This window comes from Echinicola soli (genome assembly GCF_006575665.1).
Classification (GTDB): Bacteria; Bacteroidota; Bacteroidia; order Cytophagales; family Cyclobacteriaceae; genus Echinicola; species Echinicola soli.
In genome coordinates, this window is record NZ_CP041253.1 from 4,312,546 (window position 1) to 4,333,653 (window position 21,108).

Annotated in this window: 21 protein-coding genes; 14 read left to right on the forward strand and 7 right to left on the reverse strand. The window is 43.0% G+C overall.

Translation table 11 applies throughout. The features are described 5' to 3' along the window. Nucleotides 1-492 precede the first annotated feature (492 nt). The 10 genes from lhgO (at nt 493) to FKX85_RS16895 (ending at nt 7,407) form a co-directional block, all read left to right on the forward strand. Nucleotides 493-1,695: an L-2-hydroxyglutarate oxidase gene (gene lhgO / locus FKX85_RS16850; RefSeq protein WP_141615848.1), complete on the forward strand. Its 1,203-nt coding sequence runs from the start codon at nt 493-495 to the stop codon at nt 1,693-1,695. Nucleotides 1,696-1,995: 300 nt separating this feature from the next. Continuing rightward, a complete protein-coding gene (locus FKX85_RS16855; RefSeq protein ID WP_141615849.1) occupies nt 1,996-2,412 on the forward strand; it encodes a hypothetical protein in 417 nt (138 codons plus the stop codon). Between the two features lie 61 nt (nt 2,413-2,473). Further along, nucleotides 2,474-2,815 carry a hypothetical protein gene (locus FKX85_RS16860; protein WP_141615850.1) on the forward strand — a complete coding sequence of 114 codons (342 nt, stop codon included), beginning with the start codon at nt 2,474-2,476 and terminating at the stop codon, nt 2,813-2,815. A gap of 54 nt (nt 2,816-2,869) precedes the next feature. Continuing rightward, complete coding sequence (locus FKX85_RS16865) at nt 2,870-3,874, forward strand: alpha/beta fold hydrolase (protein ID WP_141615851.1); 1,005 nt, start codon at nt 2,870-2,872, stop codon at nt 3,872-3,874. 144 nt (nt 3,875-4,018) lie between these two features. After that, entirely contained in the window at nt 4,019-5,266 is a 1,248-nt protein-coding gene (locus FKX85_RS16870; protein ID WP_141615852.1) for an MFS transporter, read from the forward strand. A gap of 132 nt (nt 5,267-5,398) precedes the next feature. Further along, a complete protein-coding gene (locus FKX85_RS16875) occupies nt 5,399-5,602 on the forward strand; it encodes a hypothetical protein (RefSeq protein WP_141615853.1) in 204 nt (67 codons plus the stop codon). Further along, nucleotides 5,587-5,799 (forward strand): hypothetical protein, encoded by a 213-nt coding sequence (locus FKX85_RS16880; protein WP_141615854.1) that lies wholly within the window; start codon nt 5,587-5,589, stop codon nt 5,797-5,799. Before FKX85_RS16875 ends, FKX85_RS16880 begins: the two co-directional genes overlap by 16 nt. Nucleotides 5,800-5,894: 95 nt before the next feature. Then, nucleotides 5,895-6,317 (forward strand): organic hydroperoxide resistance protein, encoded by a 423-nt coding sequence (locus tag FKX85_RS16885; protein ID WP_141615855.1) that lies wholly within the window; start codon nt 5,895-5,897, stop codon nt 6,315-6,317. A gap of 182 nt (nt 6,318-6,499) precedes the next feature. Continuing rightward, a complete protein-coding gene (locus FKX85_RS16890; protein ID WP_141615856.1) occupies nt 6,500-6,925 on the forward strand; it encodes a DoxX family protein in 426 nt (141 codons plus the stop codon). Nucleotides 6,926-6,963: 38 nt separating this feature from the next. Continuing rightward, nucleotides 6,964-7,407 (forward strand): MarR family winged helix-turn-helix transcriptional regulator, encoded by a 444-nt coding sequence (locus FKX85_RS16895; RefSeq protein WP_168196283.1) that lies wholly within the window; start codon nt 6,964-6,966, stop codon nt 7,405-7,407. A 295-nt stretch (nt 7,408-7,702) separates the two neighbouring features. Here FKX85_RS16895 and FKX85_RS16900 read toward each other — a convergent pair whose 3' ends face one another. From FKX85_RS16900 to FKX85_RS16930, 7 genes are all read right to left on the reverse strand, one after another. Next, on the reverse strand, nt 7,703-9,211 hold the full coding sequence (locus FKX85_RS16900) for an FMN-binding glutamate synthase family protein (RefSeq protein WP_141615858.1): 1,509 nt from the start codon (nt 9,209-9,211) through the stop codon (nt 7,703-7,705). Between the two features lie 316 nt (nt 9,212-9,527). After that, nucleotides 9,528-10,493: a YheT family hydrolase gene (locus tag FKX85_RS16905; protein WP_141615859.1), complete on the reverse strand. Its 966-nt coding sequence runs from the start codon at nt 10,491-10,493 to the stop codon at nt 9,528-9,530. Between the two features lie 716 nt (nt 10,494-11,209). After that, nucleotides 11,210-11,557: a hypothetical protein gene (locus FKX85_RS16910; RefSeq protein ID WP_229239661.1), complete on the reverse strand. Its 348-nt coding sequence runs from the start codon at nt 11,555-11,557 to the stop codon at nt 11,210-11,212. 23 nt (nt 11,558-11,580) lie between these two features. Next, a complete protein-coding gene (locus tag FKX85_RS16915) occupies nt 11,581-12,789 on the reverse strand; it encodes a BaiN/RdsA family NAD(P)/FAD-dependent oxidoreductase (protein WP_141615861.1) in 1,209 nt (402 codons plus the stop codon). A 109-nt stretch (nt 12,790-12,898) separates the two neighbouring features. Further along, entirely contained in the window at nt 12,899-14,428 is a 1,530-nt protein-coding gene (locus FKX85_RS16920) for a helicase HerA-like domain-containing protein (protein ID WP_141615862.1), read from the reverse strand. A 238-nt stretch (nt 14,429-14,666) separates the two neighbouring features. Next, the gene (locus FKX85_RS16925; protein ID WP_141615863.1) at nt 14,667-15,074 is read right to left on the reverse strand and encodes a DUF4332 domain-containing protein; all 408 of its coding nucleotides are present in this window, start codon (nt 15,072-15,074) and stop codon (nt 14,667-14,669) included. Between the two features lie 153 nt (nt 15,075-15,227). Continuing rightward, complete coding sequence (locus FKX85_RS16930) at nt 15,228-15,677, reverse strand: DUF937 domain-containing protein (RefSeq protein WP_141615864.1); 450 nt, start codon at nt 15,675-15,677, stop codon at nt 15,228-15,230. Between the two features lie 350 nt (nt 15,678-16,027). Between FKX85_RS16930 and FKX85_RS16935 the strand changes: the two genes are divergently transcribed. The 4 genes from FKX85_RS16935 to FKX85_RS16950 all read left to right on the forward strand — a co-directional run bounded on the left by FKX85_RS16935 (nt 16,028) and on the right by FKX85_RS16950 (nt 21,069). Beyond that, complete coding sequence (locus FKX85_RS16935; protein ID WP_229239662.1) at nt 16,028-16,789, forward strand: tetratricopeptide repeat protein; 762 nt, start codon at nt 16,028-16,030, stop codon at nt 16,787-16,789. 24 nt (nt 16,790-16,813) lie between these two features. Then, on the forward strand, nt 16,814-17,158 hold the full coding sequence (locus FKX85_RS16940) for a zinc ribbon domain-containing protein YjdM (protein WP_141615865.1): 345 nt from the start codon (nt 16,814-16,816) through the stop codon (nt 17,156-17,158). A gap of 355 nt (nt 17,159-17,513) precedes the next feature. After that, the gene (locus FKX85_RS16945; protein ID WP_141615866.1) at nt 17,514-19,853 is read left to right on the forward strand and encodes a DUF2339 domain-containing protein; all 2,340 of its coding nucleotides are present in this window, start codon (nt 17,514-17,516) and stop codon (nt 19,851-19,853) included. Then, nucleotides 19,837-21,069 carry a DUF3999 family protein gene (locus FKX85_RS16950; protein WP_141615867.1) on the forward strand — a complete coding sequence of 411 codons (1,233 nt, stop codon included), beginning with the start codon at nt 19,837-19,839 and terminating at the stop codon, nt 21,067-21,069. Before FKX85_RS16945 ends, FKX85_RS16950 begins: the two co-directional genes overlap by 17 nt. Nucleotides 21,070-21,108 lie beyond the last annotated feature (39 nt).

Sequence of the window (21,108 nt, forward strand, 5' to 3'; positions counted from 1 at the left end):
AGTTTGTCTGAAGCCAAGCAGGCTTGTCTGGTGCAAAACAAGTTTGTCTGAAGCCAAGCAGGCTTGTCTGGTGCAAAACAGGCTTGTCTGATGCAAAACAAGTTTGTCTGAAGCCAAGCAGGCTTGTCTGGTGCAAAACAGGCTTGTCTGAAGCCAAGCAGGCTTGTCTGGTGCAAAACAGGCTTGTCTGAAGCCAAGCAGGCTTGTCTGAAGCCAAGCAGGGAGGAACAGCTTGTCCCGTAAGCTATCGGGAACGAGGCAGTCTCGTCTAAAGAGAAGGAGATTGCTTCACTCCGTTGCTGTGTTCGCAATAGCCTGCCCTGATACTTTCGGGGATGTTACACGTGTCTTAAGTCTCAATACTCACTACTTGATACTCTATTCCTAGCTTTCTTCTTTTATCTGCACTAGAAACTATTTGAATATGTATATTTGTCCATCATTACTTTTAGCACATAATTTGTCAATGTTTAAAACACCTGACGTAAAAAAATGACATACGATATCGCAATTGTGGGTGGTGGCATCGTGGGCCTGGCCACTGGACTAAAGATAATACTGCAGCGACCAGAACTTAATGTGGTCGTCCTGGAAAAAGAAAGTGAATTGGCCAAACACCAAACCGGCAATAATTCCGGCGTGATCCACTCGGGCCTGTACTACAAGCCTGGGTCACTAAAAGCCACCAATTGCATCAATGGATACCATGAACTGGTAAAATTCTGTGAAGAGGAAAATATTCCATTCGAAATTACCGGAAAAGTGGTGGTCGCCACCAATGATGAGCAGCTACCGTTGCTTCAAAGCCTTCTGAAAAGGGGGCTGCAAAATGGACTGAAAGGAACTCGTCAGATCACCTTGGACGAGCTCAAAGAGTATGAACCCTACGCTAAAGGCGTGGCGGCCCTACACGTGCCACAAACCGGCATCGTGGATTATAAAAAAGTGGCTTTGGCATACGGTGAAAAGTTCAAATCCCTTGGTGGAGAAATCCTTCTCAATCACAAGGTCAAAAAAATCCATCATAAAGCTGATCAAACGGAGCTTATCACTTCTGGCAAAACCATTGTTTCCCGCCTTATGATCAACTGTGCGGGACTTTATTCCGATAAGGTCGCCGATATGAACGGTGAACTGGACCTGGATGTCAAGATCATTCCTTTTCGCGGGGAATACTACAAACTCAAAAAAGAGCGGGAATACCTGGTCAAAAACCTCATTTATCCAGTCCCAGACCCTAACTTCCCTTTCCTTGGCGTGCACTTTACCCGAATGATGAAAGGCGGTGTAGAAGCCGGACCAAATGCGGTCATGGCCTTCAAACGCGAAGGATACAAAAGGACGGATTTTAACCTCAAAGAATTCCGTGAATCCATCACTTGGCCAGGCCTTCAGAAAGTCGCTGCCAAATATTGGAAAACCGGTATCGGTGAATACTACCGCTCCTTCTCCAAAGCAGCCTTTACCACTGCCCTGCAAGAGCTGATCCCTGACATCAAAGAAGATGACCTCGTGGACGGTGGCGCAGGCGTGCGTGCCCAAGCTTGCGATCGTACAGGCGGCTTACTGGATGATTTTGCCATCACGGAAAATACCCACGCCATCAACGTTCTCAATGCCCCTAGTCCAGCTGCTACCTCTTCCCTGTCCATCGGCGGAACGGTTTCCGAACTGGCCTTGAAGCGGTTTTTATGATGACATAATTTCATCCCTCCAACGAGAAAACCGTCATTACAAACGTAGCGAAGGCAGCGTGAAGAAGTGATTGAAAGAGGAGGCTGTGTTCGAAGCGACAGATTCCTGGGATTGCATGAAGCGGAAGAAATATTCCTGTACTATCGACACGAGATTGCTTCGTTCCCGATATCGGGACAGGCTATACTTCCTACCGATGACGTAATTTTAACCGTCATAGCGAACGGAGTGACAGCGGAATGAAGCAATTTCTTTCTTCACTAGTGCGTCCGCAATTTACCTGACAAACTTAAACCAAAAATGCCTCTAAAATATATCCGAACGGTTCTATTTTCCTTTATACTCTTCGTCATCTCATTATCCTCCGCCTTGGCCCAAGCCAAAAATTGGAAGGAGAAGGACTATGCTGACGCCATCCAGGAATTGATCGGCGGCGAGCGGGAATATGCAGTTCAAAGTGGCCGGGTAGACCTGCTGACGGAAGAACGTGCCTTTGAAGTGGAATGGGCCAACAAATGGAAAAATGCCATTGGCCAGTCGCTGTGGTATGGACTCCAGACCAACCGGAAACCGGGAATTATCCTGATCCTTCGTTCCAGAAAGGACTACAAATACTACATCCAACTCAATTCAGCCCTGAACTATGCCAAATTGCAGGATGAAATTGTAGTCTATATTTATCCGGATGATTTTAAGGAGAAAAGAGAGAAGTATTAGGGCCATCGATGAACATGCATAAACTCAGATGGGATTGAGAGGTCTGATCGGAAAAACAGGAATGTTAAAGTTCTTTCCTTCTAGCTTCTTTACCCCACCAAGGTCTTTGGCCCACAGGCTTTTTGGAACGGATAAGAAAGAATTGTTAAACAGTATTTTGGACCTTACCGACACATTATTCACCAAATGGGCAGTAATACAGCTGGTGAAATGGAAAAATAGAAAGAGAATTGAAAATTTAATTAAAATATCGGGAACCAAAGACAAACTAAACCCTGCTAGCAATATTGATAAAAATACCTACCTTATCGTAAACGGAGAACACTTTATGATCGTTGATAAAGCAGATGAAATAAGTCAACTTATCAATCAACAGTTACCATTACTTTTCACTGACCAATAGACCCATTATGGTAACCTGGCCTTTAAGAACCATAAAAACCTTGCGGATACCATTATGAAGACGAACTTGATTTTAGCATTAACCATGTTTTTAGGTGTAACCTACAATGTCTCTGCCCAAAGCGAAGGCCTCAAGTGGCTGGATATTGAACTCTCCAATTACCAATATCCTTATGAAGTTCACACCATCGATCTGGACGTGCAGGAACAACATCTCCACATGGCCTACATGGATGTAAAACCCAGTAACTATAATGGCAAAAATATCCTCCTGCTGCATGGCAAAAACTTTAATGGAGCCTATTGGGAGACCACCATCGAGGCACTGACCCAGAAAGGATTCAGGGTCATTGTGCCTGATCAGATCGGCTTTGGCAAAAGCTCCAAACCAAGCCATTTTCATTATACCTTCCAGCAATTGGCCCAAAATACCAAAGCAGTACTGGACGAGATTGGTGTTGACCAGACCGCAGTACTTGGCCATTCCATGGGCGGTATGTTGGCGACCAGGTTCGCGCTGATGTATCCTGAAATCACCGAAAAGCTGGTCTTGGAAAATCCCATCGGACTGGAGGATTGGAAGCTGAAAGTTCCCTACAAACCTGTGGAATGGTGGTACCAAAATGAACTGAAGAAAGACTACGATGCCATCAAAAATTACCAGAAGGAAAGCTACTATGACAATAAATGGAAGCCTGAATACGACGAATGGGTAAATTTACTGGCCGGATGGACCTTTAATTCCGACTATGAAACCATCGCTTGGAATGCAGCACTCACCTACGACATGATCTTTACCCAGCCAGTGGTATATGAATTTAAAAATGTCACCGCACCTACACTATTGATCATCGGTACCCGTGACAGAACTGCGCTGGGAAAACCATTGGTCACCGAAGAAGTCAGGACGACGATGGGGCTTTATGAAGAGTTAGGCAAAAAAACACAAAATCGCATACCCGATGCCCAATTGGTGGAAATCGACAACATCGGTCACTTACCACATATCGAAAGTTTCGATCGATTTATCCAGCCACTGGTTCACTTTCTAAGTGAATAACACCAATATGCTCAACCTCATTGCCCACAAAGATAATGTTGATTTTTTCACAGAACTCACCAAAACCTAGCCCACTCTGTGAATTCCGTGTGTTCTGATAGCAATTCAACCTTATGACTTTAATGTAATTCGCTCTATTCCACCATGGCCAACCGCTTTCAAAACACCTTTCGCGCCTTACATTCTTCCAATTATAGGATTTTCATTACAGGCCAAGCCATTTCACGCATTGGAACGTGGATGGAAAGGACGGCTGTGAGTTGGGTAGTATACGAAATGACCAACTCCACTTTTATGCTTGGACTTACTGCTTTCGTTTCACAATTTCCATCCTTCCTGTTTTCCTTGTACGGTGGTATTTTGTCAGACAAGTATCCAAGGCTCAAAATCGTCATGATCACCCAAGTCGCCTCCTTTTTGCAAGCGGCTCTTTTAGCTTTTATCGTGCTAAGTGGAGATACGGAAATATGGCATATTCTGACCCTGATCACCCTTTTGGGCATTATAAATGCCTTTGACATTCCTGCCAGGCAATCTCTCCTACATCAGCTGCTCTCCCACCCAGAGGACTTACCAAACGCCGTAGCACTCAATTCTTCTGTGGTGAATTTAGCAAGGCTGATAGGCCCTGCAATAGCCGGACTGGTGCTGAGTACTTTGGGCGCTGGTATCTGTTTTTCTCTTAATGCCCTGAGTTATTTGGCAGTAATCGTTTCACTATTATTTCTCCGGCTAACGCCACAACCAAAAAAGGTGAAAAAGCAAAGCAACCTCTCAGAAATAAAAGAGACTTTTGCTTACTTAAAGCATCACCCTATCCTCGCCCCTACGATGGTCTACATTGCCGTCATCAGCCTTTTGGTCATTCCATACAATACACTCTTGCCGGAATTTGCAAAAGAAGTATTTCAGGGAAATGCCCAGACATATGGCTTTATGGTCAGCAGCATTGGTTTAGGGGCATTTTTAGGAACCCTATTTTTGGCATCCTTGTCCCCTAAAACCAAAAAATCCTGGATTTTGATCATCAATGCGACTATTTTGGGAGGCTCATTGATTGTTTTTTCGATTACCGAGCTGCTGCCTTTTGCCCTGTTTCTGGCAGTCATAACAGGCTTTACCGGATTGACTCAGTCCACCATATGCCTGACCATCGTCCAGACGGAATCTGATGCGGAGAAAAGAGGCCAGCTCATCAGCCTGTACGCCATGGCGCTGTTTGGCATGATGCCCTTGGGAAGCTTATTGGTCGGATTGACCTCCAACCACATTGGAAGTTCGATCACATTACTGGTCCAAGGATTGATCGCCATAGCCATAGCCTTTTCGTTCTTTCAGTTCCTGAAAAAGAAAAAACTAAAATCAATAGCAAAAAAGGTCGCTACAGAATAAGGATATTCATAACCCCATACCTTGAATTCCGTAAAACTACTTAACAGTGTGGAAGAGAAAACACTATGAAAAATAAAAATCAACCTCTTAATTTTCCTTACGACAAGCTTTCTATTACTTTATAATTTTTCAGTGGCACAGAATATTGATGAAAGCCAGCTAATAGGAAAGTGGAAGCTAAAAAGTTTTGACACCATCGAAATGATTCGGATGTCTCCGGGATACCAAAGCGTGCCTGAAAACACCCGCAAAGAAATGTACCAGCATATTGACAAACAACTTATTACACCATCTACCATTTCACCGGCAAGGACAGTCTGGTGTATACAGACATAGAGGCTGGTAAAGTACTCAAGCGGAGTGCCGTCTATAATATCAGCGGGGAATGCCTTACGCTAAAGGAATTGGATCGATCTTACAACCGACAAGCTAAAATCATAAATCTGGATGAAGAACCCCTGATTCTTACCCCTAAAGTGGAAGGAAGAGATGGAAAGGGAAAGATGGTTTTCAGCAGAATATCAAGGGATTAATTAAAAAAAAGTGCGCATTTTAAACTTTTAGATAAATTTAATCGTTTACGATATAATCGCAAATGAATTTAAATCCTAATAGTAAATTTATCATTATGAAAACTCTATTTGAAACTCGTGCTACGGCAGTTGGCGGTAGAAATGGCCATGTAAAAAGTGAAGATGGCATTTTGGACTTAGACGTCCGTGTTCCCACCGGAATGGGCGGCAATGGCGGTGGATTCACCAATCCGGAACAACTATTTGCTGCAGGCTATTCCGCTTGCTTTGACAACGCTATCATCCACGTGGCTGCCATGAAAAAGGTGAAAATACAATCCCAAACCACCGCCACCGTTGGATTGGCCATGACAGACGATAAAAGTTATCAATTGACCGTCGCGCTTGATGTAACCATTCAAGGTGCTGATCAGGCCACGGCCGAGGAAATCGTGACCACCGCACACGCGACATGCCCTTACTCCAATGCCATAAAAGGAAATGTGGATGTAAACATCCATGTAACTACAGAAGCATAAATAACATATTTATAAATCAGACTATAAATCAACTACAAATTGTCATTTGGGAGAAGATAAAACGAAGTAATCCCGTATCCTGAATACGAGATTGCTTCACTCCTTCTTCACTGCGTTTGCCCCGCTACTATCGGGGAAGGTTCTTAAGTCGAACTCATGTTATGACACTAACCCCGACCTCCATGACCACCACAACGATCAAAACTTCCCTAGTTCAAAATATCTTTCGCATACTGCTCGGGCTAAACATGCTCTTTGCGGGTTTCGGGCACATGACCTTTCTGAGGGCTGAATTCCAGGCCCAGGTTCCAGATTGGATGCCCTTTTCAAAAGATTTCGTTGTACTTGCCTCAGGTGTGGCAGAGATCCTCTTTGGGCTTGGCATGGTCATCGGTACAAAATATAAAGTGCATACAGGACTGGCACTAGCGCTCTTTTTTGTGGTTATATTCCCTGGTAATATCGCTCAATACATTAATGGCATCAACGCCTTTGGTCTGGATACCGACACTAAAAGATTGGTAAGACTCTTTTTCCAACCTGTACTTATCGCCTGGGCACTTTGGAGTAGTGGCGCGTACCAATACTGGATAAAGCGAAAAATCTGATGTAACTTGATTTGACAGATCGAACATAATCACTGACAATGGCAAAAACCGAAGATTACTCTAGCCTCAACCTCGAAAATCAGCTTTGCTTCCCTCTCTATGCCGCTTCCCGGCTGATGATAAAAGCCTACCAGCCACACTTGAGCAAACTTGACCTGACCTATCCACAGTATTTAGTACTACTGGTGCTTTGGGAGGAAGATTACCTTACCGTAAGTCAGATCTCCCATGCCCTGATACTGGAATCCAACACCCTGACCCCACTTTTGAAAAGATTGGAGGAAAAAGATATCTTAAAAAGAACACGGGACAAAGGTGACGAGCGAAAGGTATTTGTCACCTTGACCTCCCATGGCAAAGCACTGAAGAAAGAAGCTGTTTGCATCCCAACAGCCATTATGAAGAATGTAGATGTTCTGAGCTTGGACGAGATAAAAGCCCTCTACTACCACCTAGGGAAATTGATCAATCACTTAAAGTAGCTGAAAATAGGGAAACCTTCTTCCCGCATTCTTGTGGCTCCTGATATTTCTGCAAATCACGAAAAATATATCAGCGGAAACTCCCCCCAACTTTCCCACTTTATCCCTAGCCTTTCCTATTGTGCCCTATGTGATTACCAACAAACCAGCTCCCAAAGGATAACCCTGTAGATGGTCTTGAGTTAAAAACTCAATGTTCGTGGTTCCGCAGCACAGCTGTCTGAACAACAGGAGCACAATGGCACATGGTTTAAAGTTTCACGTCCATATCTCAAGACTACCTACTAAATACTCATCAATCCACTCTGTTCAGTACAGAATCAGGGAAGTATTTATTGGTCAGGGCCACCATTTCATCACCTTTTACAAACATGCTAATGTCAATTTCATTGGTATGTTTGACCCCACAAGCACCCAATAATTCCAGTACGGCATGCATCGTATTGTGGTGGAAGTTAAATACCCTTTCTGCTTTATCCTCTACTACAAGACCTTTTACAAGCATTTTATTCTGGGTAGCCACACCTGTTGGGCAATCGTTGGTATTGCAGCGGAGGGCTTGGATGCAGCCCACAGTAAACATAAAGGCACGTGCGGAATTACACATATCAGCTCCCAACGCACGCATCCTCAAGATGGAAAAAGCCGTCAGCACTTTGCCACTGGCAATTACCTTGATTTCTTGCCGCAGCCCAAATTTCTCCAAGGTCCTGTTTACAAAAATCAAGGCTGGCTCCAGCGGAATGCCCACCGAATCGGAAAACTCCAAAGGAGCCGCTCCTGTACCTCCTTCTGCCCCATCCACCGTGATAAAATCAGGCACCACTCCACTCTTTTTCATGACTGCACAAAGGTCTATAAACTCTTCAGTCCTTCCCACGCACAACTTGAATCCTATCGGCTTACCATCGCTAAGTTCCCTTAATTCACTGATAAATCTGATAAGGCCTTCTGGATCAGAAAACTTCCGATGACTGGGAGGTGACACGATAGTCGTATGGGGCTTTACACCTCTGATTTTAGCAATTTCTGGCGTGTTTTTCTCTCCAGGAAGAACCCCGCCATGGCCTGGCTTGGCACCTTGGGAGATTTTGATTTCTATCATCTTTACCTGCTCATGTGCTGCTCTCTGCTTGAATTTTTCCGGATCAAAATTTCCATCCTCAGTACGACAGCCAAAGTAACCGGTACCTATCTGCCAGACAAGGTCTCCACCGCCTTCCATGTGGTAAGGAGAAAGCCCTCCTTCCCCTGTATTATGATAAAAGTGCCCTTTTTTGGCACCTCGGTTAAGGGCCATGATGGCATTTTTGCTCAATGAGCCAAAACTCATCGCTGAAACATTCAAAATCGAGGCACTGTAGGGATGCTTGCAAGCCTTGCTGCCGACAATCACCCTGGGAATCTCTGATACCGGCGGTGTAGCATAAATCGAATGCCGGATGGCTTCGTAGTTTTCTCCTGTGATTTCCAGCTGCGTTCCAAAGGGATGCGTGTCATTTACATTCTTGGCCCTTCTATAAACCAATGCCCGATGGTTGCGGCTAAAAGGTTTGCCATCAGTGGTCCTCTCGATAAAATACTGTTGGATTTCTGGTGAAATCATCTCAAAAAAATACCTGAAATAACCCAAAATCGGAAAATTCCTTAAAATCGTATGGCGCTTCTGAAAACGATTATAAATACCAATAATGGCTATGGGACCAATGATGAGAAAAGCCCAAACCCATTGCTCATAATAGTACGTCAGAATAGCAAAGAAAACGACAAGGATAATGGTGATATTATAAAAAAGATAGCGCATAATTTTGGTATTTATTATTTAATCTGACACCTTGGCCAAGTATTTTATATTAACAAATGACCTGTTAAATTCAATAGGTTTAAATATAAGCTTTTTGAATCATGCGAAAAACTATTTAATACCCTAAACCATCAAATCAGCAAAAGGTTTTGGGCACTATAATAAACCTAGCTGGTTTTAGCCTAAAAGTTACTAGAAAGTAGTATGTTGGGTACAGGATTGTTTCGTCATACTTCTCCTTCTCACAATGACAGTTTCATGAAGGCATAGCCCATCGGAAAGTTATTTTTTCATGCTAAGGTATTAAGCCGCCCGTCTACTTCGAATCCAAAAACTCCAGCAACCGTCGTTCTACCCAGGTAAATTCCTGCCCTTTGACGGCAAACCCCGTATGTCCACCTCTTTTAGGCATTTCCAGATAGATCATTTCGTGCAGAGCGGACAGTTCCACTGGATAGCATCGGTCGATCAGCAGTGGATCGTTCTGGGCATTGACAATGAGCGTAGGAATGGATATCTCCTCCATCCAATTGTCTGGGCTTACCTGATGATAAAAATCACTGGCATCCTTAAAACCATGTAACTTGGCGGTAAAATGATCATCAAACGTATCAAAATCACTTACCTTCTGCAGTAGAGCTTCGTCAATGATGCCTGGAAACTGTTTGGCTTTATTGGCCATTTTTACCTTTAACTTGGCGAGGAATTTATTTTTGTAGAAGATATTAACAGGAAAACGTAAGGTAGCTGCACTGTCCGGTAAATTGCAAGGAGTGCTATAAACCGCGGCCTTTTTTATCTGCTCAGGTAGGTTGTTTCCTTCTTCGCCTAGGTATTTGAGTGTTTGAGCTCCCCCCATACTGATCCCTGCAAGGTAAATTTCCTCGTACTCCTCAGTAGCCAACACATGCTTAATGACAGTTTTCAAGTCATGCGATGCTCCATGATGGTAAAGTACTTGCTGAAGGTTCATTTCACCACTGCACGAGCGATTGTTCCAAGCCAATGCATCTACCTGATGATCGTTAAACAATTTCACCAGACCAGTGACATAGTGTCTTTCAGAGCTTCCTTCCAGCCCATGGGAAATAATCAGGAGTTTTTTGCTCCCTGTTTTACTCCAGTCCAAGTCCAAAAAATCCCTGTCAGGCGTACCAATCCGCTCACGCTGGTATACGACACCAGTGATCTTCCGAAACACACTGGGTAAAATGGTTTCGAAATGGCCATTAAAGTAATGTATTGGTGGACCGGGATAGGTAGATTGTTTTATTAAAGGCATGGAAATTTCACTCTGTATTGCCTGACAAAGTAAAGGGTATTAGACTGATGGAGCAACAAACTTTTCAAAAAGAAATCATATTGAAAAATAGCGTTAAATTCGAATAGGTAAGCATCCGAATAACAATAATTAAGGATCAATCAATATTTCTGGGGGCGGGAGAAGATTTATATTCATTTGGTAGGTCGCCACAAAGTCGCCAAGACACGAAGTTTTTTGTAGGCGGATTCCAAATTTCATGGAAAACAAACAGCTTTGGGTCTTAGAATCTTTGTGGCAAAAAAACAAAAAGGAAATCCTATTAAAATAAAGGGATTCATGCCCTCAACTTTTTCGCTTGCCTCCTTTTTAGCACATTTTGAGGACCAAGCAATATTTCTGGAAGATGAGAGATTTCCAGGTGGTTTTGGTAAGCATATTTCTCTTTAATTTAGCAATAGTAATGCGTGCTCCAGTATAAAAAAATCAGCGTAAATCTTATTAATCTGCATCATCTGCGTGCTATCGAAACCAACCCTAATCCCCCCAGCATTTCCGCTTGATCCATAATTAATAGTAGTGTTGAAGAATATATATTATCCTTAAAAACCACTTAGGTCTGATTTGACATCCTCAAATTCAACCTAAGAGACCAGAAGAAGTAAAGGGTAAAAAGAGTAGTCAAAGGGGGGAATAATAATCATAGAAATATATAAGGATAAGTCGATCCGGCTGACTTACTCATTCATTTCATGGATCTCGCGAAGCAATTCATCAATTACCTTTAAAAACTGCTCGTGGTGGACATTGATTTTTTCCTCCAATTCATCATGACGGATAATTTGTTTTCCTTCATCCAGTACTTGACTGAGATTTCGTAATTCGAAGATGGTAACAGTAGGCCTTACCTTATGTCTGGCTTGGTGCAGCAAGTCCTCATCTCGCTGGGCCATGGCTTCTTCATATCTATCCTTTAGTTCTTCTACCGAACTCGCGATAGCTTGAAGCAGCTCCTTCTGAAATTCCATATCTCCTTCTGACATTTCATGGACTTTATCCATGTTGATATTCCTGCTTTTAATCATGTTAGGCATGGTGTTGATCATAGTTAGTTATGTGTTGATTGTCCTGCAATATAACCTGTGGTCCAGGCCGCTTGAAAGTTAAAACCACCGGTAATTCCATCAATATCTAAAACTTCTCCTGCAAAAAACAAGTTCGGTACTAAACGACTTTCCATGGTGGTTGGATTTACTTCGTTTAGGGCAATTCCCCCCGCAGTAACGAACTCCTCTTTGAAGGTCGTTTTTCCTTTCATTTGTAATATATAGCAAAAAATATGCTGTTCCAAAATATTTATTTGTTTTTTGACACATTCTTGCCATGTAAGTGAGTCGTCAATACCTGCACTTTTTAACAAGTGTTCCCATAACCTTTTAGGTAGATCAAAAAGGGGATGGCTATGGACTTTTCGTTTAGGGTGATGTTGTTTATATGTTCTGAGCGCCTCACGAATTTCCTCCACCTTCATATCCGCTTTCCATCTGATATGTACATTGGTGCAGTACGTTTGCTCATGCAACCATTTCGCACCAAATGCTGACAACTTCAACACCACTGGCCCGCTAATTCCCCAGTGTGTAATCAACAGCGGCCCTTCGTAAGCCAACTTCGTACCCTCTATCCTAACTTGGGCATTTGGTACTGTCAATCCCGGTAATTTTTTAAGGCCTGTTTCGGGTGTATTGAAAGTAAAAAGACTGGGAATAGGGTCTACCACATGGTGTCCCAGTTCCCTGTACATTTGATAACTATTGGATTTTGGGCTCCCTCCGGCCGAAACGATCACTTTGTCCACCGCCCTATCTTTTCCATTCACTTGAAGTACAAACCCGCACCCAACACGGGCAATCTGCTCCACAGAAGCCCTTAATTCAATCACCACACCTAGTGTTTCTGCCTCCTTACGCAGCAGGTCAATGATCGTCTGGGAACTGTCGGTGATGGGAAACATCCTACCGTCACTTTCTGTTTTTAGCTTTACTCCCCTGGTTTCGAACCACTCCACCGTGTCTTTTGCTTGGAATTTCCCGAACGCCTTCTTGAGAAATTTCTCACCTCTTGGGTAATGCTTTACCAATGTTGATATTTGAAAAGCATCGTGGGTCACATTACACCTTCCACCACCTGAAACTTTCACTTTTGACAGGGTTTTCCCTGTTTTTTCGAAGATGATCACCTTGGTTCCGTGCTGTGCCGCTTGAATCGCTGCAAAAAAACCAGCAGCCCCGCCACCTATTACTCCAATAACTCCCATAGTTTACAAAAATATTCAACTCATCCTTTATTTTAAAAGATCATTACTGATTTCTCCGTTTCAAAAAGGATGAATTGACTAATATAGAAAGATCTTGCAAAAATTAAAACTATCTTCGTTTTCCAGACAAAGTGCCCAAGATACTTCTGGTCAACTCCCGGAAAATCGTTCTCCCGATCTGCCTTACCATGGTGTTTTTTGACAATTCCTCAAACAGATTGTCTTCTCCTTTTGAGGAAGCCTCGCCTGTGTTTTGCGAAGCCACTTTTTCCTTTGCCGTCTCTTCGGCTTGTTGGAGTTTGGTTTCCAATATTTCATGGGCACTCTCCCTGTCTATTTGCTGATTGTATTTGGAAGCAATATTTGAGCTGTTGGCCAATTCATTGATTTCGCTTTCTGAAAGGACATCCATTCTTGAAATGGGTGCACGGACCAGTGTATGGGCCAGCGGTGTGGGTATGCCCTTTTCATTTAAGGCCGTGACCAGTGCCTCGCCTATCCCCATGGACGTGAGTACTGCTTTGGTATCATAAAATTCGGAGATGGGATAGTTTTCGGACGTTTTGCCGATTGCCTTACGGTCTTTGGCGGTAAAAGCCCGCAAGGCATGCTGGACTTTTAGTCCTAATTGGCCCAATACATTGTCGGGAATATCAGTCGGACTTTGAGTACAGAAATAAACCCCTACCCCTTTTGACCTGATCAATTTCACAATAGCTTCAATCTTATCAATCAGATCTGTGGAAGCATTATCAAATACGAGATGCGCCTCATCAATGAACAAACAAAGCTTGGGCTTATCCCCATCGCCCTGCTCTGGAAAGGTCTCATAAATCTCTGACAAAAGGCTCAACATAAACGTAGAAAAAAGCTTCGGTCGATCCTGAATATCTGTCAGGCGAATAATGGAAATTAACCCTTTACCGTCTTTTTGCCTTACCAGGTCGTTGACATCAAAAGACACCTCTCCAAAAAACGATGTCGCTCCCTGCTGTTCCAATTCGATGATCTTTCTCATGATGGTATTCACAGAGGCGGCTGATACTGCTCCAAATTCCTTTTTGATTTCTTCTTTGCCCTCATTGATCACATATTGCAGGACTTCTTTTAAGTCTTCTAAATCCAACAAGGGCAGCTTCTTGATATCGCAAAATCTAAAAACCAAGGCGATAATCCCCTGCTGGGTACTATTGAGGCCCAGTATCTGCGAAATCAGCACTGGCCCAAACTCGGTCACCGTCGCCCTTAATTTTGTCCCTGGCTCTTGGCTGATCGTCAATAGCTCCACCGGAAAGCCGGTAGGCTCATAATCCACTCCTATGGCATCACTTCGCCAGACAATATGATCATTGGAAGTGCCCGGACCAGCGAGGCCAGAAAGATCACCTTTTAAATCCATTAGTACACTCGGGACTCCTTTCAGTGAAAGCTGCTCTGCCATCACTTGCAATGTCTTGGTTTTTCCGGTACCTGTAGCGCCAGCTATTAAGCCATGGCGATTGAGCGTCTTGAGCGGAATCCTTACCGTAGCCTCCTTTACCGGATCCTTTTCCAGTATACCTGTCCCCAATACAAAAAAGTCCTTTTTCGTTTGGTACCCTGCTGAAATATGTTGCTGGAAATGTTCTTTGGTAGTCATATATGATGATCAAGCTGGTGGCTGGACTTCAGAAATCCCTAACAATTCTACGATGAGATCCCTTCGGATAACGCCAGGTTTTAGTTATTTCATTTTTTTGATTAACGCTAGGCCATGAATCCGGTAGCACAATTCGGGGGAAAAGCATTTTTTTGTTCTATGCTATAGGATCAGCCATGCTAAAACGAAAACACCTTGGACGGCAAACCATCCAAGGTATTTCTTTCTGTTGCTGATATCAGTGGGTAACCACAGGATCCAATGATTTGGCCTGATCTATAAAATCTTCAATTTGGCTTAATGCAGGGACTGTTCTGGTAAGCTTTTTGGCTTCATTGGTTTCCGTAAGCGACTTGTGGAGATTTTCGGGATTCCGGGTACGAAGCTCTTTGACCGTATCCACTCCCGTAGCTTTAAGAAGTTCTGCAAATTGGCTGGCGACACCATTTATTCTAAAAAGATCAGCCATATTAACAAAATCCAAGATCTTACCTTCATCAATTCCTGTAGCTTCGGCCAGTTCTTTCCTTCCTTTTTTTGAAGCTCCTTTTTCCAATAATGCTTCCACGGTTTTCACCGTTGCTTTGGCAAATTTCTCTTGGTACGCAGGACCAATTCCTTCAATACTTGTGATAGTTTTTGACATGGTTGTAAACAAATTATAAAATTGAAAATAAATATAAACTTGGGGTGCGATAACAATGCTGTCCGTTAAAGCACTAAGACAAAGCCTTTTAGACAGAGTTTAGTACAATCCAGCGCTACCGCTCTATAAATTCATATTGAAAAGAGTAGGCTATCATTTAAACATATTGCCCAGGCCACCCAGCATATCTCCTGCCTTTCCTTTGAGGATGTCACCGGCACTACCTCCGATAAGCTTCATTAAGTCCCCTTTTCCGGCATTTCCACCTGTTTGTCCCATGATCTTATCGAGTACCAATGGCAGGACAAAGTTGCTGATCTGCTGTGCAATCCCTTCAGAAACACCCAGTTTGGAGATATAATCACTGGCCAAGTTTCCTGCAAATTTCTGGAACATGCTGCCTCCAGCTGCTCCACTTCCTTGATTGATCATATTGAGCAGTCCATCCAGGTTACCGCCTGCGGCTTCTTTAGTCGCCGTGGCAGTGAGGGATTCTTGTGTCGTGTCCACTGCTTTGGAGGCTTGCTCTTCTGACAATCCAAACTGACTGGTAATTTTTGAAATCACCTCTGGCCCCACATTTTTTAAAATTTCATTAATCATGTTAAAACAGTTAAGTTGTGTATTACTTCAAAAAGATGGAGGTTACAATTCATCCATAACCCTGCCTGCTTTTTAACAAATCACTTTTAATATAATAAAAATTTACAAATCATTTAACACCTCTCCCTGATATTAACAGTAAATTATAAAATCCTTAACAAAAACCCATAACAATCACCCGAACCGACTTATTTCATCGTGATTTTCACATCCTGGTCATTGTTCCTTTTTTGTTAAAGGTCAAAAAAGGACCTGATAATGTTAATAAAACTTAAAAAAACGGAAAAAACTGCGGACATTTCCTACAAATTTAAGTTCTTTAGGCTCGATTAGACAGAGAGTAGATTACTATGCCGCGAAAGAGAAATTATCAGGACCAATCCTGCCTATCCACGCTAAAATTCCTTTTTGTGATCATCTTCCTAATGCTAGGGATAGGGATTCATAGCACTTCTTTGGCCCAGGGCAGTCCGAATTTAGGAAAGACCGATCGATTGATGGAAATGGCCAAAACCTCCATCTCCAGCAGCGAATATGAAAAGGCCAATTATTATTTTCGCCAGATTATTGAAAGTAGTGCTTCCATCCCACCGGAAATGCCTTACTATTTCGCTGAGACCCTTTTCGAATTAAAGCAATACGACAATAGCGCGAAATTTCTCAACAAATATTTAGAAATAAACGGCTTCAAAGCTGAAAATTACGAAGCGGCCAAAAACCTCGAAAAAAAGTTAAAAGCCCCATTGGAGGCCATTGCGGCTTGTAAGCTATGTGACTCCAAAGGCTATCGGTACCAGCCTTGTCCTACTTGCCAAGGAGACAAAGTCATCCAACAAGATTGTAGTTACTGTAAAGGAAAAGGTATCGTAGGATGCAGCCGCTGTAAAGCCACGGGCATCGTCACCAAGAAAAATGTCTTCAACATCACTGAATATTATCAATGCTCCCGATGCAAAGGGGAAGGCAGGCTCACCTGCCCACGATGCGATGGTAGCCTAAAGGAAGTCAGTGCCTGTCACACCTGCTCAGGTTTTGGTGAAGTACATTCAGAAAAGCTGTGTGATCATCAAGTGCACCATGAGCACGCTGATGAGAAAACAACTGCACAATAATTCATTAAATAGATTACACTTATCATGTCTGACCATATTCCTCCTTGCCCAAAATGTAATTCAGCATTCACCTATCCTACAGGGATCTCCATGATGTGCCCTGAGTGTGGTCACGAGTGGAACCCAGAAACAGCAGCTGAGGAAGCAGAAGAAAGTTTAGATGTCAAGGATGCCAACGGAAATCCCCTCCAGGACGGCGACGATGTGGTAATGATCAAAAACCTCCCTGTAAAAGGGGCAGCCCACCCCATAAAAGCGGGCACCAAAGTAAAAAACATCCGTTTGGTGGATGGAGACCACAACATTGATTGTAAAATCCCCGGTTTTGGTGCAATGGCTTTAAAGTCCATTTTTGTAAAAAAAGCCTAGGGAAAAATCTTGCTATTGTATCTGGAACGGAGAAAGCAGGCGTTTTGATTTTTGCAAGGCAAGAATAAGAGGACAATTTGCAATAGGCAGTTCACTGTAACGGTATAGGAAACAGCTCTATACCCTTTACAATTGGAACAAACCACCTCTAATCAGAAACAAACTGCCGCACAGGGACAATCAACACTTCCAATCGTTTATCCAAGATCCCGTAAGCTTTTTGACTCGTTCACAATTTATGCACCACTATTTCCTGTGGCAGTTCTCAGTATATTAGCTGAGAAAATCCTATATTGCCGGAATAACTAGCTGATTGCTATTTTTTTATCAACCGACTTTATCTTATCATTATTTTATGGCCGAAAATCACGAAAAGCTGGACATACTTCTCAAAAAGCTGGAAGTACTACTGGAAAAACAAGAAGCATTTTCTAAGGAAGTCAATCAGCTACAATCTGAGATCCAGCAGCTAAAAGGAACGACTACCTCCACTGCAGAAAAGGAAAAACCTCAACCCAACATCCCCAAAACGGAACCAAAACTACGTCCTTTCCGCGAGCAGGCAAAGTCAAAAAAAGCAGCTCTGGACTGGGACTTCCCCCCCAAACCTCAAAAGTCAAAAACCGACTTTGAAAAGTTTATCGGAGAAAACCTTGCCAATAAGATCGGTATTATCATTGTCATCATCGGGGTCGCCATAGGAGCCAAATACACCATTGAAAACCATCTTATTGGTCCGCTGACCAGAATTATCATTGGCTACACCGTGGGCATTGGCCTCATGGGATTTGCCATAAAGCTAAAAGAGAAATACGAAAACTTCAGTGCTGTACTGCTCAGTGGAGCCATGGCAATCATGTATTTCATTACTTTTGCAGCATTTAGTTTTTATGGCTTGATCGGGCTTCCGGTAACCTTTATACTGATGGTCATATTCACAGCCTTTACGGTTCTGGCGGCATTGCATTACGATAAGCAGGTCATCTCACACATTGGACTGGTAGGTGCCTACGCCGTCCCTTTTCTTCTCAGCGATGGATCCGGCAATGTTGGTTTTCTCTTTTCCTATATTGCTATTATCAATGCGGGGATCCTCGTCATAGCCATCAAAAAATACTGGAAAGCACTTTACTATTCCGCTTTTGGACTGACCTGGGTCATCTATTTGGTATGGTTTATTTTCGAGTATGATCGACTGGATCATTTTGGTTTGGCCATGATATTTCTGGCAATATTTTTTATACTCTTCTACCTGGCATTCCTTGCTTATAAATTCCTTCAAAAAGAAAAGTTCAGTTCAGCAGACATTGTCATGCTGTTGAGCAATGCCTTTATCTTCTACGCGCTAGGATACGCACTCCTCGCAGACCACTCCGAAAAAGAGTCGTTTCTGGGAGTGTTCACACTTGCCAATGCTATTATTCATTTCTTGGTCAGCTTGCCCATTTATAGACGAAAACTCGCCGACCGTAACCTCTTCTATTTGGTTATAGGATTAGTCTTGATCTTTATTACCCTTGCTTTCCCGGTACAGTTGGATGGCAATTGGGTAACACTGCTATGGACTGGTGAAGCCGCATTGCTATACTGGATTGGGAGAACCAAGCAGGTAGCATTTTACGAAAAATTGGCCTATCCTCTCATGCTCATCGCCTTCTTCAGCCTGATCCAAGACTGGTCTATCGTTTATGGAAAGTATTCTTTTGAAATTGAAGCTAATCATTTCACCCCACTGATCAACATTCACTTTCTATCCTCACTGCTTTTTTTAGCAGGCTTTGGATGGATCTATTGGCTGCAGTCCAAAACGGATTTCTCACCGTCGTGGAAACCATCCAAGGGGACTGTCAATATCATTTCCTTTGGGATTCCTGCCATTCTACTCTTTAGTACTTTCTACACTTTCCTTGTAGAAATCAATGCCTATTGGCAGCAGCTGTATGTAAGGTCTGAGGTGGTGATAGGAAATATAGGTTTAACTACAGAAGGATCCGTTAGAAATGAGGATATATTGCATTTTAAGGCCGTTTGGGCTATCTGCTATTCGCTGTTCTTCCTGTCGGGATTGGCGTTTTTAAATTCCAAAAAGCTCCGCAGCCAGCCACTCGGCTGGGTAAACCTGGTTTTAATCGCCTTTACCTTACTGATCTTTCTGGCCAGTGGTCTTTATGCGTTAAGTGAGCTTAGGGTGACTTATCTGGATCCACCACATCCGGAATACTTCGTTTATGGCTTTGGAAATATCCTCATGCGATATATCTCCTTTGTTTTTGTAGGTATAGCCATAGTAGCTGCTTATCTCTACCAAAGACAACCCTTTATTAATCAACCGTTTGTAATGGAATTTGATTTTGGATTACACCTAACATTAGTATGGGCACTCAGTAGTGAACTGATTCATTGGATGGATATGGCCGGATGGTCCAAGCAATATAAGCTTGGGCTCAGCATCTTTTGGGGCATTTATGCGTTGACATTGATAGGAATTGGAATCTGGAAAAATAAAAAGTACCTGCGGATCGCAGCGATCGCGCTGTTTGGCCTTACGCTGCTCAAATTGTTTTTCTATGACATCAGTCACTTGGACACCATCGCCAAAACTGTGGTATTCATTTCCCTTGGCATTTTGTTGCTGATCATCTCATTTTTGTATAACAAATTCAAGCACATTATTTCTGATGAGACCAATCATTAAACTCCTTATCCCCCTTTACCTGCTAGTGTACCAGAATGCTTATGGACAAATCAAAAATTACGCTTATATGCGTGAATTGGAAGGCATCACAGATACGTGGCACCGAATCCCTTTACCGGGTGAGTTGTTCGGAAAAGTCAGCCAGCAGCTAGATGATCTCCGTATTTATGGCATCACAGCACAACAGGACACGATAGAAGCCCCTTACCTGCTCAGGTCCACTGCGCCAAAAGTAGACAAAACCTCTATAGATTTCAAAACGCTAAATATCTCGCAAAATGGCGGCCATCATTTTTTCACTTTTAAAGTAGCGGATGAAACGATCACGGACCATATTACCCTTGATTTTGGCCAACAAAACTTTGACTGGAAAGTCAAGCTGCATGGGAGCCATGACCAAAAAGAATGGTTCACCTTGCTGGAAGATTACAGGATACTTTCCATCAAAAATGCTTCCAATGATTTTCGGTTTACCACCTTGAAGTTCCCCGCATCCAATTATCCTTATTATCAGCTGACCATCCCCAGCAGCAAAAAGCCCAACCTGCAAAAGGCAACGCTAGAACGACAGGTCATCGCAAAAGGAAAGCTCCAAAATCACCAAGTCAGCAGCATTCACTCCCATCAGGATGATAAAACAAAATCAACGCATATCAATATAAAACTGGCCATGCCGGTACCGATAAGTCAGGTAAAGATCAATATCAATGAAGATGTGGACTATTATCGCCCGGTCACCATAAGCTACCTTTCGGACAGTGTAAAAACAGAAAAGGGCTGGCATTATCGGTATCGGCAGTTGGGTTCTGGGGTACTCAATTCACTCTCGGGCAACCAATTTGACCTGTCTCCAACCACGTTACAGCAACTCCTCATCACCATCCACAATCAGGACAATGCCCCCCTCAGGGTAAATGGTGTAGAAGCCAAAGGATTTGAATATTCGCTGATCGCCCGCTTTACGGTGCCGGCTGATTATTTTATAGTGTATGGCCAGGCCGATGCCACTGCACCGAATTATGATATTGCCCAATTCACGGAGAATATCCCCGCTTCACCAAAAGCACTAAATCTAAAACCAGCAGTTTCCATTAAAACAACTCCTGCTTCAACTACACAATCGCTATTTGAAAATAAAGCCTGGCTTTGGGCCATAATGGCTATCATCATTGTCGTTTTGGGTTGGTTTTCGCTCAAGATGATCAAAAAGGCCTAATCGCTGTGCAAATAGAAACGATATCCACAAAATGCACGA